General features: G+C 27.6%; 13 protein-coding genes and 4 pseudogenes. 9 read left to right on the top strand and 8 right to left on the bottom strand.

Annotated elements, in window-relative coordinates:
- Positions 1-92: 92 nt before the first annotated feature.
- Positions 93-461, bottom strand: a complete 369-nt coding sequence (locus N5A56_RS09215) for a thioredoxin family protein (protein ID WP_265725194.1) — start codon at positions 459-461, stop codon at positions 93-95.
- 165 nt (positions 462-626) lie between these two features.
- The gene (gene lpxK, locus N5A56_RS09220; RefSeq protein ID WP_265725195.1) at positions 627-1,640 is read right to left on the bottom strand and encodes a tetraacyldisaccharide 4'-kinase; all 1,014 of its coding nucleotides are present in this window, start codon (positions 1,638-1,640) and stop codon (positions 627-629) included.
- A 53-nt stretch (positions 1,641-1,693) separates the two neighbouring features.
- Between lpxK and N5A56_RS09225 the strand changes: the two are divergent.
- Both N5A56_RS09225 and N5A56_RS09230 read left to right on the top strand, forming a co-directional pair.
- Positions 1,694-2,787 (top strand): annotated as a pseudogene (locus N5A56_RS09225) (Nif3-like dinuclear metal center hexameric protein).
- A 2-nt stretch (positions 2,788-2,789) separates the two neighbouring features.
- Positions 2,790-3,562, top strand: a pseudogene (locus N5A56_RS09230) (zinc ribbon domain-containing protein).
- A 76-nt stretch (positions 3,563-3,638) separates the two neighbouring features.
- Here the strand turns inward: N5A56_RS09230 and N5A56_RS09235 are convergent.
- From N5A56_RS09235 to N5A56_RS09250, 4 genes and pseudogenes are all read right to left on the bottom strand, one after another.
- Positions 3,639-5,540, bottom strand: a complete 1,902-nt coding sequence (locus tag N5A56_RS09235; RefSeq protein ID WP_265725197.1) for a DUF349 domain-containing protein — start codon at positions 5,538-5,540, stop codon at positions 3,639-3,641.
- A 106-nt stretch (positions 5,541-5,646) separates the two neighbouring features.
- Positions 5,647-6,410 (bottom strand): annotated as a pseudogene (locus tag N5A56_RS09240) (shikimate dehydrogenase family protein).
- Positions 6,384-7,391, bottom strand: a pseudogene (locus N5A56_RS09245) (DUF368 domain-containing protein); the annotation flags it as partial. The pseudogenes N5A56_RS09245 and N5A56_RS09240, both read right to left, overlap by 27 nt.
- Positions 7,392-8,315: a polyprenyl-phosphate transporter gene (locus tag N5A56_RS09250; RefSeq protein WP_265725198.1), complete on the bottom strand. Its 924-nt coding sequence runs from the start codon at positions 8,313-8,315 to the stop codon at positions 7,392-7,394.
- Between the two features lie 217 nt (positions 8,316-8,532).
- On the opposite strand from N5A56_RS09250, the gene chrA reads away from it, so the two are divergent.
- Positions 8,533-9,627 (top strand): chromate efflux transporter, encoded by a 1,095-nt coding sequence (gene chrA, locus N5A56_RS09255; protein ID WP_265726123.1) that lies wholly within the window; start codon positions 8,533-8,535, stop codon positions 9,625-9,627.
- Positions 9,628-9,683: 56 nt separating this feature from the next.
- Here the strand turns inward: chrA and N5A56_RS09260 are convergent, their stop codons facing one another.
- Together N5A56_RS09260 and N5A56_RS09265 are read right to left on the bottom strand one after the other, a co-directional pair.
- Positions 9,684-10,163 (bottom strand): hypothetical protein, encoded by a 480-nt coding sequence (locus N5A56_RS09260; RefSeq protein WP_265725199.1) that lies wholly within the window; start codon positions 10,161-10,163, stop codon positions 9,684-9,686.
- Entirely contained in the window at positions 10,164-11,534 is a 1,371-nt protein-coding gene (locus N5A56_RS09265; RefSeq protein ID WP_265725200.1) for a tetratricopeptide repeat protein, read from the bottom strand.
- A gap of 249 nt (positions 11,535-11,783) precedes the next feature.
- On the opposite strand from N5A56_RS09265, the gene pyrR reads away from it, so the two are divergent.
- The 6 genes from pyrR to N5A56_RS09295 are packed head-to-tail and all read left to right on the top strand — an operon-like array spanning position 11,784 to position 15,545.
- Positions 11,784-12,323 (top strand): bifunctional pyr operon transcriptional regulator/uracil phosphoribosyltransferase PyrR, encoded by a 540-nt coding sequence (pyrR, locus tag N5A56_RS09270; protein WP_265725201.1) that lies wholly within the window; start codon positions 11,784-11,786, stop codon positions 12,321-12,323.
- Position 12,324: 1 nt separating this feature from the next.
- Positions 12,325-13,254, top strand: a complete 930-nt coding sequence (locus N5A56_RS09275; RefSeq protein WP_265725202.1) for an aspartate carbamoyltransferase catalytic subunit — start codon at positions 12,325-12,327, stop codon at positions 13,252-13,254.
- Positions 13,255-13,258: 4 nt separating this feature from the next.
- Positions 13,259-13,591 carry a hypothetical protein gene (locus N5A56_RS09280; protein ID WP_274270362.1) on the top strand — a complete coding sequence of 111 codons (333 nt, stop codon included), beginning with the start codon at positions 13,259-13,261 and terminating at the stop codon, positions 13,589-13,591.
- A gap of 13 nt (positions 13,592-13,604) precedes the next feature.
- On the top strand, positions 13,605-13,925 hold the full coding sequence (locus N5A56_RS09285; protein ID WP_265725204.1) for a T9SS type A sorting domain-containing protein: 321 nt from the start codon (positions 13,605-13,607) through the stop codon (positions 13,923-13,925).
- Positions 13,922-14,842, top strand: coding sequence for a ribonuclease Z (locus N5A56_RS09290; RefSeq protein ID WP_265725205.1), 921 nt, complete (start codon positions 13,922-13,924; stop codon positions 14,840-14,842). The genes N5A56_RS09285 and N5A56_RS09290 overlap by 4 nt, the downstream gene beginning before the upstream one ends.
- On the top strand, positions 14,835-15,545 hold the full coding sequence (locus N5A56_RS09295) for a response regulator transcription factor (RefSeq protein ID WP_274270363.1): 711 nt from the start codon (positions 14,835-14,837) through the stop codon (positions 15,543-15,545). The genes N5A56_RS09290 and N5A56_RS09295 overlap by 8 nt, the downstream gene beginning before the upstream one ends.
- The last annotated feature ends 129 nt before the right edge of the window (positions 15,546-15,674 follow it).

The following is a 15,674-nucleotide window of genomic DNA, read 5'->3' on the forward strand; positions in this document are numbered from 1 at the left end:
GAAATGGATAATAATACTCAGTCATAATATATCCTTTCTTCTCTGCTATTTTTTTCCTCTGTGATTAACTATCATTAATGTAGGAAAAGCTTTTACTTTAAATTTTTTTGAATTATCTTATTCTCCTTCATCTTTTCTGGAGAAATAATATCTACTCGTCTTGGAATATCTACTTCTAAAAGTACAAGCTCTTTGTCTGCTAAATTTTTAAATTTTTCTGTATGAAAAAGATCTTTATCTAAAATTTTACAAGGTCCGCACCAATCTGAACCTGTAAAATAAATTAAAATTGGTTTTCTTTCTTTTTTAGATTTTTTTAAAGCCTTTTTATAATTTGGCATCCAATTTAGTTTAATTTCTAAACTCTCAGAAAATTCTGTATTTACAGAAACCATTTCTTGTGAAAAAGAAATTTGACATACTAATAAACAAAAAATAAAACTGTAAACTATTTTTCTCATATTAAAACATTGTTTTGTCAAAAGTATCAAAAATAATACCAATAGTAAAAATAATAACTGTGACTTAATAAACTTTATTGTGTCATAAAATTGTTAGGTAATCAGACAATGAGTGCTTCTAGCAAAAATCAAAAAAAGAAAACCGATGTACTCACACATCGGTTTTTATTTTAAATGAGAATTAATAATATTATCAAATTCATTTTTATCACTTAAAAAATTAGTCTCTATTTGTATATAGGATAGGTCTTTTATAAAATTTTCAAGCCTTGTATAATCTTTTTCTGTAGTTAAAATTAACTTTTTATCCGATTTCATTATCTTAAATTTATCATCTATTTCATTAATTTCTTTTTGAGAGAAATTATGATGGTCAGAAAATTTTAAGTGCTTAAATTTAATTCTTTTACTTTTTAAGAAATCTGTTAACGGTTGAGGATTTGCAATACCTGTAATTAGCAAAACCTCAAAATCTACAACTTCTTCTATAAGAATTTGTTTACTACCAGATATTTTGGAAGCATAAGAAATTGTTGAAAAGAAAATTTTCTTATTATATTTTTTCAACTTTCTTTCTATTATCTTTTTATCAGAGTCTTTTAAATTACAAGGGCATTTAGTAACTATAATAACATCTGCCCTATTTGCTCCTGCTCTACTTTCTCTTAAATTACCTGTTGGCAATAAAAAATCATCGGTAAAAATATCGTTATACTTTGTTAACAGAATATAAAAACTACCTTTTACTTTACGGTGCTGAAATGCATCGTCTAACAAAATTACTTCTGGAGAGTTATTTTGTATTAATTTATCTATGCCTTCTACTCTATTTTCATTAACAGCTACATTAATATTATTAAATTTTTTAAAGTATTGTAAAGGTTCATCTCCAACATCATCTGCTGTATGTATATTATCTACAAGTACAAAACCTTTGGTTTTTCTTTTATAACCTCTACTTAATACAGAAGTTTTAAATTGATCTTTTAATAATCTAACTAGATACTCTATTTGTGGTGTTTTACCAGTACCTCCAACACTTAAGTTCCCTACCACGATAATTGGTATTTTAAATGTGGTTTCTTTAAAAATACCAACACTAAAGAAGAAATTACGAATTGAAGTAATCAAATCGTATAAAACAGCAAACGGAAACAGTAAAAATCTAACTAACTTCATCAACGTAAAAATACATTAAAAATGTTAACTTTGGTTTTCAATACAATCTTAAAATGATCATAAAAGACATCACAAATTATATCGAAGAATTAGCTCCATTAAACTATGCTGAAGATTTTGATAATGTAGGTTTATTAGTGGGAAATTATAAAACAAAAGTATCTGGAGTATTAGTTACTTTAGACACTTTAGAAGAAACTGTAGATGAAGCCATTGCTAAAAATTGTAACTTAATCATCAGTTTTCATCCCATCATTTTTGGCGGATTAAAAAAATTAATGGAAATTCTTATGTAGAAAGAGTGGTTTTAAAAGCTATAAAAAATGATATAGCAATATATGCTACTCATACAGCTTTAGACAATTCTAAAAACGGAGTATCTGCTAAAATCTGTGAGGTTTTAGGTTTAGAAAATTCAAAAATTTTAATCCCTAAAAAGGGAATAATAAAAAAGTTAACAACTTATGTACCATACGCTAGTTCTAAATCCCTTAGAACAGCTCTTTTTGTAGCTGGAGCAGGAAATATAGGTAATTATGATAATTGTTCTTTTAACACTTTTGGGAATGGTACTTTTAAAGGTAATAAAGATTCAAACCCAGTTATTGGTAAAAAAGGAATATTTCATACTGAAGAGGAAACTAAAATTTCTGTAGTTTTTGAGAGTAAAAATGAAGCTGCCATTTTAAAAGCACTCCAAAATAATCATCCCTATGAAGAAATAGCTTATGAAATTGTAACTACAGAAAATATCCATCAGAATATTGGAATGGGAATGATTGGCGAATTCCCCGAAGAAATGAATGAAAAAGATTTTTTGCTCTATTTAAAGGATACAATGAAAACAAACTGTGTGAGACATTCTGCATTAATTAATAAAAAAATTAAAAAAGTTGCCGTTTTAGGTGGTTCTGGAAGTTTTGCTATCTCAAATGCAAAAAAAGCTGGAGCTGATGCTTATGTAAGTTCAGATTTTAAATATCATGAGTTTTTTAAGGCTGAAAACAGTATACTTTTAGCAGATATTGGCCATTATGAAAGCGAACAGTTTACAAAAAACCTTTTAGTAGATTATCTTACAAAAAAAATTAGTAATTTTGCAGTCATTTTATCAGAAAAAAGTACGAATCCTATTTATTATATATAACCATGGCAAAGAAGAAAGAAGTTTCGGTTGAAGAAAAGTTAAGAGCTTTATACGATTTACAATTAATAGACTCTAGAATTGACGAAATTAGAAATGTTAGAGGAGAATTACCTTTAGAGGTTGAAGATTTAGAAGACGAAGTTGCCGGTTTAAATACTAGAATTTCTAATTTAAACGAAGATGCTACTAATTTAGAAACTGACATCAATAACAAAAAATTAGCCATAGAGGAATCTAAAGGGTTAATGAAAAAATATGATGAGCAGCAACAGAAAGTTAGAAACAATAGAGAATTCGATTCTTTATCTAAAGAAATAGAATTTCAAGATTTAGAAATTCAATTAGCTGAAAAAAGGATAAACGAGTATAAAGCTAAAATTGCTCAGAAAAACGAAGTAATTGATGCAACTAAAGAAAAATTAGCAAAACAAGAAAAACATTTAAGTCATAAAAAGGCTGAGTTAGATGCTATCTTAAAAGAAACTGAAAAAGATGAAAAACTTTTAAGTGAAAAATCTGAAGAGTTTGGTCAGTCTATTGACGCACATTTATTAACGGCTTATAAAAGAATTAGAAATAAAGTTAAAAATGGTTTAGCAGTTGTTGCCATTGAGCGTGGAGCTTCTGGAGGATCTTATTTTACTATTCCACCACAAGTACAGTTAGAAATTGCAAATAGAAAAAAATAACGATCGACGAACATAGTGGTCGTATTTTAGTTGATGCTGCTTTAGCTGAAGAAGAAAAAATAAAAATTGATAAAATATTTTCTTAATATCAAGAAAGAAAATTATTCATAAAAAAACTCGAAGCAATTGCTTCGAGTTTTTTTATGAGTTAAATTAAACAAACTAATAATCTAACTTTTTAATATAACTTAATTTTTGTTTCCAAATAACTAAATCATTTTTAAATTCATTTACTCTATTTTTTACATTTATTACTAAAGGGTTATCGTCTTTAGCATTAGAAAAGAAACCTAAATTGTTTTCTAATTGTTGAATTTCTTTAACAACTTCATCAATTTTCTTTCTAACAAACATTTGTTCAGAATCTAATTTTCTTACATCATTATCAGCAAAATAGCTATCAACTACATTCGTAAATTTCAGCATCGATATCTCGTTTTTATCTAGCGATAAACTATCGAACATTCTATCTATTTGTTTGTAAAACTTACCCTCTAAATGACGAACATTTCTTGGTAAACTACCCAATCTTTTCCATTTATTTACAGCTTCTAAAATAGACTCTTTTGTAGAATCTTTCTCTTCTTTTACAGTATCTAAAAATTCTTTTTTAGCTTCTACTATTGCTTGTTGTTCTTTACTTACTGCATTTTTCTGTTGATGAAATCTATCAAAATAATGATTACAAGCTGCTTTAAAACGTTTCCAAATATCATCTGAAAACTTTCTAGGGACATGACCTATTTTTTTCCAATCTGATTGAACCTTTTTTAAAGCATTTGTAGCCGACTCCCAGTCTTCACTATCTTTTAGTGATTCTGCTAATTCAATTAAAGCAATTTTCTTTTTTAAATTTTCTTGCTGCTCACCTTTTTCTTCTTTATAAAAAACGTTTTTTGCAGAGTTAAATTTTTTGGTTGCGCTTTTAAATTTTTGCCAAACCTCTTCACTCTTAGAATATGGCAACTTACCAATGGTAAAATACTGCTGTCTTAAAGCTTCAATATCTTTAATACTTTTTTGCCAATCTCCATGAGATTCATTTTTAGAAGTATCATACACATCTATAGCAGCAATAACTTCTAATTTTTTATTGATAATTTCCTGGTATTTAGAACGCATTGCTCTAAAATAGTTATGCCTATTATCATGAATTTTCTTAGTTGCAGCACTAAATTTTTTCCAAACTTCTTCTCTTACGTCTTTTGCTACAGGGCCAATATCTTCTTTCCAAATTTTATGTAAATCTTGCAACTCTTTTGCTGCATAATTTACATCTTCTTCATTTGCTAAAGATTCTGCTTTTTCTATAACTTTAAGCTTTTTCTCTAAATTATGTTTAAAATCTAAATCTCTAAAATCGTTACTTAAATGTAGTAAATCGTAAAAACGTTCAACATGATGATGATACGTTTTCCAAGTATCATTATAATGATTTTTAGGAACAGGACCTATTGCACGCCAAGTATCTTGTATTTCTTTAAAACTTTTATACATTGTAGTAGCATCTGCTTCTTCAATAATGTTTTTTAAACTTTCTATAACTTGTATGCGTTTCTCTAAATTTTCTTTTAACTGTTTCTCTAAACTATTATAATAAGCATCTCTCTGCTTTTTATAATCTGATAATAATTTATTGTACTCAGATTTAATAGGACTTGAAAATTGAAAATCGATAGAATTACCTCCTTCTGCAAGAAAAGCTTCTTTTTTACTCGCTAATAAATCGCCAAACTTCTCGTTAAAAGCATTTTTAACTCCGTCTACTTGCGATTTTATTTTTTGAACAGGGTTTTCCGCTAAAATTTTGGTTAAACTAATAACTAATTCTTCTAAAGATTGAACAGAATAATCTACAACAGGTATATCTTCTTCTTTTGATTCTTCTATTTCAGCTTGTTCTGCAACAGATTTTTCTATTTCATTTACTGCTTCAATTGTATCATCTACCTCAGTAACTTCTTTTTCTGCTACAATTTCTTCTTCTACAGAAGTTACTTCTTTAGCTACTTCTTCTGCTTTTACTTCGTTTTTTTCAACGTTTTCTTCATTACTATCTAACATATCTACAATGTTTAAGGTCGTTAATATTACTTATATTATGGTTATAAAGATACAGACAACTATTATAATCTACAAGTTAACTTTACAAGTAAGATTATATGATAAATTAATCATTCCAAATTCTCCAAGATTCTTCTGCCTGTAACTCTAACATTTCATAACCGTTTTTAATAATTGCTCCTTTTTCTTTTCCTTTAGACAAAAAAGTAGTAATCTCTGGATTATAAATTAAATCATACAAAAGGTGTTTCTCTGTAATATATTGATAAGGAATATCTGGGCATTGATTTATATTTGGTGAAGTCCCTAGAGGTGTACTGTTTATAATAATAGTATACTTTTCTACAATTTCTTCTGTTAAGCTATCGTAAGAAATTTGTTTTTTACCCATTGGGTTTCTAGAAACAAATTTATATTTAATTTTATTTTTTTTAAGGCATATGCAATTGCTTTTGATGCACCTCCTGTTCCTAAAATTAAAGCTTTTTTATGATGATTTTTAAGAAATGGTTTTATTGAATTTTCAAATCCAACAACATCTGAATTATAGCCTTTCAAATTTCCTCTTTTAGTAAATTTTATTGTATTAACAGCACCAATTTCTTTTGCAGTTTCATCTAACTTATCTAGAAATTGTATTACTTGTTGCTTATAGGGTATGGTTACATTTATACCTGCTAAATGCTCTCTTTCTTTTATTATTTTTGAAAATTCTTGAATATCTTGAATGTCAAAATTTACATATTTGTTTTTATTTAGTTTTAATTTCGTAAACTTTTCAGAAAAATATCCTCTAGAAAATGAATAAGATATATCTTTCCCTAATAAACCAAAAACTTTATTTTTTCTTCTTCTATCATAATAATCTATGGCTAATATTAAGCCTATTCCTAAAAAAACAAAAAACACAGCGAACAATGTTTCTACATTTGTAATTTCTGGGATAAAACGTTCATAATTTTCTACAATTTTCCCTCCTTCTTGATCTAATAAAAACACATTATTTTCATCAGTAGCAAAAATGGTTCTTTTCCATGGCCAAACGATACCTAAAGAACCGGTAATAAATCCAATAATAATTGCGTTTACAATTTTGTTCCACCTTTTTAAGACAAAACCTAAAACATGTGATATAGAAACCAAACCAAAAGCAGAACCTCCAGTAAAAACAGCTATAATTTTTAAGTATTTAATTTTTATAGGATCTGATAGTACTTCAAAATTCCCAATTATAATATTACCAAAAACACTTAATAAAACGTTAACAGAATCTACAAGTAGTAACACATAATTACCTAAAAGTATTAAAATAAAAGAACCAGAAAGCCCAGGTAATGTCATACCAGACACACCAATAATACCACATAAAAACACAAACCAAAGATTATCATTTTCTACAGCAGGAGTTAAAAAACTAATACCTAAACCTATAGAAACTCCAATAGCTAATGAAACAAAATTTCTTTTATTCCAACTTCCAAAATCTTTAGCCATGTAATACACTGAACCTACAATCATTCCAAAAAACCAGCTCCAAACATAAAGTTCGTAGTATTTTAAAAAATAATCTAATACTAACGAAACACTGAAGTAACTAAACATACTACCTCCCATAATAAGCATTACAAACTGGGCATTGGTAAATTTAAAAAACTCTCTAAACTCACCTTTTATAAGTAGTTTAAATGCTCTGTAATTTATTTTTCTAAAAGAATAAATTAACTCTTCATAAAATCCTAAAACATAAGAAACGGTACCTCCAGAAACTCCTGGAACTTTATTTGCGGCCCCCATTGCTAAGCCTTTAATAAAAAGCAAAAGTTTATCTAAAAATGATCTTTCTTTTTGCATTTATTGCTTTTTAACTGCTAATCTTTCCATCAATAAAATTAATGCAAACCCAACAAGTGCTAAAACAATTGCAAAAGTTAATTCAGAATTTCCTTCAAAAGAAAAAGGAGAAACACTTTGCTGGTTAAATGGAACTTTTATGCCGTGAGAATTTAAACGCCAAGTTAAAGTTTCTTTCCAAGGCCAAATTTTATTTAGAGAACCAATGATAAAGCCTGTTAATGCTGCTAGTGTGAAATTTTTATAATTGGCAAATAACCACTTTAAAACTTTAGAGAAAGTTAATAAACCAACAATAGCTCCTGCCATAAATACAAGTATTGTTTTAATATCTTTATTATCTAAAGCTTCTAATACAGGTTTATACGCACCTAATAAAACCAAAATAAAAGAACCAGAAATTCCTGGTAAAATCATTGCACAAATTGCAACGGCTCCAGCAATTAAAATATATAAAGACGAAGCTCCTTCTGAAACTAATGGATTTAAAGTAGTAATATAATAAGCTAAAAAGGCACCAAAAATTAATACAATAATAGAACCTACACTCCATTTTGTAATTTGTTTAGCTATATATATAATACTAGCTAAAACAAGCCCAAAAAAGAAAGACCACAATAAAATTGGTTCATTTTCTAATAAATATTTAATGGCTTTAGCTAATGATAAGATACTAATAAAAATCCCTACAAAAAGTGATAATAAAAAATTACCGTTTAACTGTTTCCAAGCTTTTTTTAACCCTTCATTCTTTAAGGTTTTAAATAAACCAAGGTTAACATTACTGATAGAGCTTAAAAGCTCTTCGTAAATACCAGATATAAAAGCAATTGTTCCTCCAGAAACACCAGGTACAACATCTGCAGCGCCCATTGCCATTCCTTTTAAACCTATAACTATGTAATCTTTAATCTTTCTTTCCATTAATATTTTCGCTTTTTTTTAAAACGAAGATAACAGTTTTTGAATTGGTATGTTTCTAAAGTCAAAAAAAATATCTTTAACTATTTATTATTAGTAATTAAGTCTAGAAAGTCATTTATAGATTTTAATCAATAGTTTTCTATTTTTGTTCTTAAAAGAATATACTATAAAATCATTGAACCCTAATTAAGATGTCTCAAAAAAAGAACTAAAAGAAATTGCAAAACTATTCTTTAAATTAGGAAGCATTGCTTTTGGTGGCCCTGCAGCTCATATTGCCATGATGGAAGATGAAGTTGTTAAAAAAAGAAAATGGATGACACAAGAGCATTTTCTTGACCTTATTGGAGCAACTAATTTAATTCCGGGTCCGAATTCTACAGAAATGACTATGCATTGCGGTCATGAACGCGCAGGTTGGAAAGGTCTTATTATAGCTGGAATTTGTTTTATTTTTCCTGCAGTTATTTTAACAACTCTTTTAGGCTGGCTTTACCAAGAATATGGTAAACTGCCAGAAGTTGAGCCTTTTATTTATGGAATAAAACCTGCAGTAATCTCAATAATAGTAATGGCTGCTTTTCGGTTAGGCAAAAAAGCGTTAAAAAATATAAAACTTGCAATTTTAGGTTTTATAACTTTAGTAGCTTGCTTACTTGGTTTAAATGAAATAATTGCACTTTTTGGATGTGGTATTCTGGGATTATTACTTTATTATTTTAAAAAAAACAAGAATAATATAAATAGTTTCCTTCCTTTAATATTCTTACAAGTTTTTGAACCATCTAAAATTGGAACCTTAAAGATATTTATAGTATTCTTAAAAATAGGCGCAATACTTTATGGTAGTGGCTATGTTTTATTCGCCTTTTTAGATACTGAGTTAGTTGCAAATGGATGGTTAACAAAACAAGTTTTAATTGATGCAATTGCTGTAGGACAAATAACTCCTGGACCTGTTTTATCTACTGCTACATTTATTGGCTGGCAAATGAATGGGGTTTCAGGTGCAATTGTAGCAACCCTTGGAATTTTTCTCCCTTCATTTCTACTTGTGCTCTTATTAAATCCTTTTATTCCAAGAATGAGAAAATCTAAGGTAATAGGAGTAATTTTAGACGCCGTAAATGTTGCGTCTGTAGCATTAATAGCTGCAGTTTGTATAGGTATGATAAAAGACACATTAATAGACTGGAGATCAATTTTAATTGGTATTACCAGTTTAATTATTGTGTTTGCTTTCAAAAAAACAAATAGTGCTTTTATCGTTTTAGGAGGAGCTCTTTTTGGCTATTTACTCACTTTTATATAAATGTTTAACCACAATTAATTTCCAAAAAGGAAAGGGTAATTTTAATTAAAAAATCTTTATTTCTTTTTTAGAATGGGTATTTTTATAAGAGAAATAATTAAAAAAATAAGAGAAATAATCTCTAAAAAAACTCTACTCCAATGCCAATAACTCCAAACAATTAATTCTTTTTTTAATTCAACATCATTAAATGAAGCCAGATAAAACAACTCATTCGTTTCTTTAAAATACATATAAAAAGAAGAAACAAAAAGAATAGCAAATACAGAAGAAATTAGTGAATATTTAAAAGCTATAGATTTAATAATTTTAAGGTAAAAAGAAAATATTATTGGTATTAAAGCTGCAATAATTGTTAAAAATGTATAAAAACTACCTATAGAAGGTCCAAATTTACTGTAATAAGCATAAAAATCACTTGCGGATAAAGATTGCCAATACGGAACCAACAAAACTCCTTCTGTTATTTGGCTTCCTATAAAAATAGCGAAAACAGCAATTGACAAAGTCAGTAAAAACTGTTTTAAAAAAATCATCTATTCGTTCGCTTTTTTATAATCTACTAATATTTTTTGCACTTTTTGGCTATCCAAAACTGTTGGATAGATTTCTTTTAAGACTACATGGTAATTGTAATCTATTTTCATACCAGAAATTAAATGATTAAAACCGTATTTTTCTTTGTTTAAAATAAAAAACAAACCTGCCAATCTATACTCAATCTCAGCTAAGTTTTTATATGTTTTTTGGGCTTTATACAATATTTTAACTGCATCATTAAATTCCCCTAAAAAAGATAAAACATCTGTTAATCCAATATAAATTTCAAGAGAATCATCATTTAAAGCTAAACAATTTTCGAAACCCGAAACTGCTTCTTCAAAAAAATTAAGTTTTAATTTAATTTCGGAGTACCTTCTCCAATAAGCAGAATTATCTTCATCTATTTTTAAAGCTTTAGAAATATAGTAAGAAGCTTTTTCGTAATTCTCTTCGTTAAAAAATAAATTGGTTAATAAAATCCAACCTCTATCTAATAACGGATCTTCATGTACTGCTTTTTTATAATAAGAAACTGCTGCCTCATATTTCTCTATTCTTTCATAACATTCACCAATTCTTACATAAGCAAAAGCCGTAGGATCATCTAATTCTAGTGTAATTAAATAATTATCTATTGCTTCTTGATATCTTTCTAATGCTTCTAATGTTTTTGCTTTTTCTAAATAACCTCCAATAAAAGATTCATCAATTAAAACTGCATAATCAAAAGAGACTAAAGCTTCTTCATACATTTCTAGAATAAAATGCTGTCTTCCTAATTGATGCCAAGCAACTTCACAGTAAGGATTCCTATCTATATAATTGTTTAAATAAATTATTGCAGCTTCGTGTTTTTTTTCCATATCAAAGCAATACACAATATTATAGAGTGAAGAATAATCTTCGAAATCTACTTCTACACATTTTGCAAAATTTAAACGAGCATTTTCAAAATTGTCTAGATACAAAAATTCCATCCCCATAAAAGACCAAATATCTACTTTATCGTCTGTAAAAGTTAATGCTTTTTGTAAATGAATTATAGCTTCTTTATGGTTTCCTGTTTTAGAACTTATAGTAGCTTTTTGAATAAAAACCTCATCATTATTAGGTTCTAAACGCTCTACTCTTTTTAAAAGTGAAGATGCTTTATCTAATTCATTTTCAAAAATATAAAGTTCTACTCTAAGTAGTTTTAAATCTACCGATTGAGAATGTTGTTCTAAACCGAGTTTAACTGCTTTTTTTGCTAAAGAATGCTTCCCTGCATCTATATAATGAATAATAATTTCCTCAAACTCAACCAAATCGAAAAAATAGATACTATTGGTTTTAAGCATGGATTCAAACTTCGTTAAAGGCATAACATAGGTATTTGAGTTCTTATTATAAATGTACTACAAGTCTTTAAAGCCATTATAAAAATTGAGTTTTGTTTTCAACAATTTAATTAACAACTTCTTTTTTACTTTTTAAATCAGATCAAAACCGTATAAAAACAAGCTCCATAATAGCTTTTTATGATGTTATTTCTGGTCTTAAATTTTGCTTATACGTTTATTTATCCTAATTTTGATTTTAAATAACTATCAACTAAATTTGATAGGTTTCTTATGAGCAGAAAAACCTTACTTAACTCAAAAGATATTGAAATAATACTGCACAGATTAGCATGTCAGCTAATAGAAAACCACAATGATTTTTCTAATACCGTTTTAATTGGTTTACAACCAAGAGGAACTTTTTTAGCAAACAGATTGGCTGCTTTGTTAAAAAACGAATACAGCATAAAAGATTTAAAAACGGGCTTATTAGATATTACTTTTTATAGAGACGATTTTAGAAGAAGAAATGCTCCTTTAGCAGCAACAACCACAGAAATCGATTTTTTAATTGAAGGAAAAAAAGTAGTAATTATTGATGATGTTTTATTTTCTGGTAGAAGTATTAGAGCTGCATTAACAGCAATTCAATCTTATGGAAGACCAGAAAATATTGAGTTATTAGTTTTAATAGACAGAAGGTTTAGTAGACATTTACCAATACAACCCAATTATAGAGGCAGACAAGTAGATGCTATTAATGAAGAACGAGTTTTGGTTACTTGGAGAGAAACACATAAAAAAGACGCAGTTTATATAGAACAGAAGTAATATGGATCAATTAAGTGTAGAACATCTATTAGGCATAAAATATTTGAATGCAAATGATATAGATCTTATTTTTAAAACTGCAGATCATTTTAAAGAAGTAATTAATAGACCTATAAAAAAAGTACCTTCTCTTAGAGATATTACTATTGCTAATTTATTTTTTGAGAACAGCACTAGAACAAAATTATCTTTTGAACTTGCAGAAAAAAGACTTTCTGCAGATGTAATTAATTTTTCGGCAGGTCAATCTTCTGTAAAAAAAGGAGAAACTTTAATAGATACTGTAAACAATATTTTATCTATGAAAGTAGATATTGTTGTAATGAGACATGGTAGTGTTGGTGCAGGTGTTTTCTTATCTAACCATGTAGATGCTAAAATTATTAATGCTGGAGATGGAACTCACGAACATCCTACACAAGCGCTGTTAGATTCTTATTCTATAAGAGAAAAATTAGGATCAGTAAAAGGAAAGAAAATAGTTATTATAGGAGATATTTTACATTCTAGAGTTGCATTATCTAATATATACGCATTGCAATTACAAGGGGCTCAAGTTAAGGTTTGTGGACCAACAACTTTAATTCCTAAATACATTACAAGTTTAGGTGTAGAAGTTGAAACCAATCTAAAAAAAGCATTGGAATGGTGTGATGTTGCTAATGTTTTACGTGTTCAACATGAAAGAATGGATATAAAATACTTCCCTTCTACTAGAGAATACACACAGTTATTTGGAATTAATCAAGAAATTTTAAACAATCTTGGCAAGAAAATTGTAATAATGCATCCAGGACCAATAAATAGAGGTGTAGAAATTACAAGTGATGTTGCAGACTCAGATCAATCTATTATATTAAGTCAAGTAGAAAATGGAGTAGCAGTAAGAATGGCTGTTATCTATTTATTAGCACAACAAATTAAAAGGTAGATACATGCGTGTTGAGCAAAAAGAAAATTACACACTAATTGTTTCGGATGAAGATTCGTTTTTAAAATTTTACAATAATTATATAAAATCGAAAAAAACATTCGAAAAAGAGCACTTAATACTTCAAATTTCTGATGAAATAAATATTTCTAATGAAGATTTTTTATTATTTTTGAGTAATGCCGAACAAAAAAAGGAAAATGGCACATCATTTGTTATTATAAATAGTAACATTAATATTGATGATTTTCCTGATAATTTCAACATTGTTCCTACTTTAATTGAAGCAGTAGACATTTTAGAAATGGAAGCTATAGAGAGAGAATTAGGATTTTAATCCCTCAAAATAAATGATGAAAAAACTACTTTTATTGCTATTCTTTACAATTTCTACAATTGTTTTTTCGCAAGAAAAATCTATAGAAAATTTATCTGCAGCACCAAATCCTTTTACTAATTCAACTAAAATTTCATTTAACGCTATTAATAGTTCTACTATTATCTTAAATGTAAAAAATGTGTTAGGTAAAACTGTTTTTAAAAAAACTTATAAAACAAAGTTGGGAAAAAACGCTATCCCTTTTTATAAAAACGACTTATCTACGGGTATTTATATTTATAGTATTCAAGATAAAAATAAAATTACCTCAAAACGTTTTGTAATTAAATGAGTATACACCTAACTATTCTAGGTTGTCATTCTGCTACGCCTCGTGTAAACGCATTTCCTACTTCACAGTATTTAGAAATAAACAACCGTCATTTTTTAATTGATTGTGGAGAAGGTACTCAACGACAAATGCGTAAATACAAAGTTGGTTTTTCTAAAATTAATCATATTTTTATTTCTCATTTACATGGAGATCATTTTTATGGTTTAGTTGGCCTACTAGCAACTTATGGGATTTTAAGTAGAGAAAAAGAACTTCATATTTATGGCCCTAAAGGGATAAAAGAAGTAACCCTTTTACAATTAAAAATTTCTCAATCTCATGCTAAATATCCTATGATTTTTCATGAGTTACAATCAAAAGAAAGTGAGCTTATTTTTGAAGACGATAAAGTTTCTGTTAAAACAATCCCATTAAATCACAGAGTTTACACAAATGGTTATTTGTTTACAGAAAAAGAAAAAGCAAGAAAATTGCATATGGATAATATTAGCAACTACGAAGAAATTAGTAAAGCTGATTACCTAAACATAAAAGCTGGTAAAAACATTACGTTATCTACTGGAGAAGTTATACCAAATGAAGAACTTACCTTACCTCCAAAAAAAGCTTTAAGCTATGCATTTTGTAGCGATACCAAATACAAACCAAATATAGTTCCAATTATAAAAAACACCGATTTATTATATCATGAAGCTACTTTTTTAGCAGATAGAGAAGATTTAGCTATAAAAACGAAACATGCAACTTCTAAACAAGCCGCACAAATTGCTAAGGATGCAAATGTTAAGCAATTAATAATTGGTCATTATTCTGGTAGATATAAAGATATTACTTTGTTTCAAAAAGAAGCAAAAGAAATTTTTAAAAACACTTACTTAGCAGAACCTGGAAAAAACTTTAAAGTAGATGAATAGTAAAAAAATAAATTCTATTTACAATGAAATTTTTGAAACATATCCAAAAGTTGAAATTGAAGAACACATTAAAAAATTAATAGAATTAGATTACTATTATCCTTACAACTCTACTTTTTATTGCATTACAAACACAGTTCATAAAAACTTTGAATATATAAGTAAAAACTTTACGAGTTGCACTGGCTTATCTAGAGATAAATTAATGAACGGTGGTATGGATTATTATTGGTCTTTATTTCATCCTGATGATATTAATCTTTGGCTTAAAAGTTTAACAGATTTAATGACGTTTACTATGACCGAATTAAATGATGCACAGCGTAAGAGAATGAGTTATACTTGGAATTACAGAATTAAAGTAGCTAATAATTCTTATGTAAACATTATTCAAAATACAACTCCTTTACAGTTCGATGAAACAAACAAACCTATTATTGGTATGGCACATTATACTGTTTTAGATGGTAATATAAAAATGGATATTTGCGCTAGTGCAAAATACTTAAATGAAAAAAATGAATATGAAACATTATTTTATAAAAATGTTTCTAGTTCAAAATTATTAGACTTTATTACTAATAGAGAAAGAGATATTATACGTTTAATTATTACAAAAAATACTAGCGAATCAATTGCAGAAAAATTAAATATTAGTATTCACACAGTTAACACACATAGAAGAAATATTTTAAAAAAATAAATATAAATTCAACTTTCGAGTTAATCAGTTACTTTAAAAATAATCCAAAATTAATATAATTACTCATAATGAGTATTGACATGGAAAGAAAGTTACAGTAAATTTGTAATAGAATTGGATTGGTTTTAT

Source organism: Polaribacter ponticola (assembly GCF_026191475.2).
Lineage (GTDB): Bacteria > Bacteroidota > Bacteroidia > Flavobacteriales > Flavobacteriaceae > Polaribacter > Polaribacter ponticola.

What these genes read in the sequence shown, in the direction of transcription:
- N5A56_RS09290 (WP_265725205.1), top strand. Translation starts at nt 13,922, where the DNA reads ATGAGTATACACCTAACTATTCTAGGTTGTCATTCTGCTACGCCTCGT.
- N5A56_RS09280 (WP_274270362.1), top strand. Translation starts at nt 13,259, where the DNA reads ATGCGTGTTGAGCAAAAAGAAAATTACACACTAATTGTTTCGGATGAA.
- N5A56_RS09265 (WP_265725200.1), bottom strand. Translation starts at nt 11,534, where the DNA reads ATGCCTTTAACGAAGTTTGAATCCATGCTTAAAACCAATAGTATCTAT.
- lpxK (WP_265725195.1), bottom strand. Translation starts at nt 1,640, where the DNA reads ATGAAGTTAGTTAGATTTTTACTGTTTCCGTTTGCTGTTTTATACGAT.
- N5A56_RS09285 (WP_265725204.1), top strand. Translation starts at nt 13,605, where the DNA reads ATGATGAAAAAACTACTTTTATTGCTATTCTTTACAATTTCTACAATT.
- N5A56_RS09235 (WP_265725197.1), bottom strand. Translation starts at nt 5,540, where the DNA reads ATGTTAGATAGTAATGAAGAAAACGTTGAAAAAAACGAAGTAAAAGCA.
- N5A56_RS09260 (WP_265725199.1), bottom strand. Translation starts at nt 10,163, where the DNA reads ATGATTTTTTTAAAACAGTTTTTACTGACTTTGTCAATTGCTGTTTTC.
- N5A56_RS09275 (WP_265725202.1), top strand. Translation starts at nt 12,325, where the DNA reads ATGGATCAATTAAGTGTAGAACATCTATTAGGCATAAAATATTTGAAT.
- N5A56_RS09250 (WP_265725198.1), bottom strand. Translation starts at nt 8,315, where the DNA reads ATGGAAAGAAAGATTAAAGATTACATAGTTATAGGTTTAAAAGGAATG.
- N5A56_RS09295 (WP_274270363.1), top strand. Translation starts at nt 14,835, where the DNA reads ATGAATAGTAAAAAAATAAATTCTATTTACAATGAAATTTTTGAAACA.
- pyrR (WP_265725201.1), top strand. Translation starts at nt 11,784, where the DNA reads ATGAGCAGAAAAACCTTACTTAACTCAAAAGATATTGAAATAATACTG.
- N5A56_RS09215 (WP_265725194.1), bottom strand. Translation starts at nt 461, where the DNA reads ATGAGAAAAATAGTTTACAGTTTTATTTTTTGTTTATTAGTATGTCAA.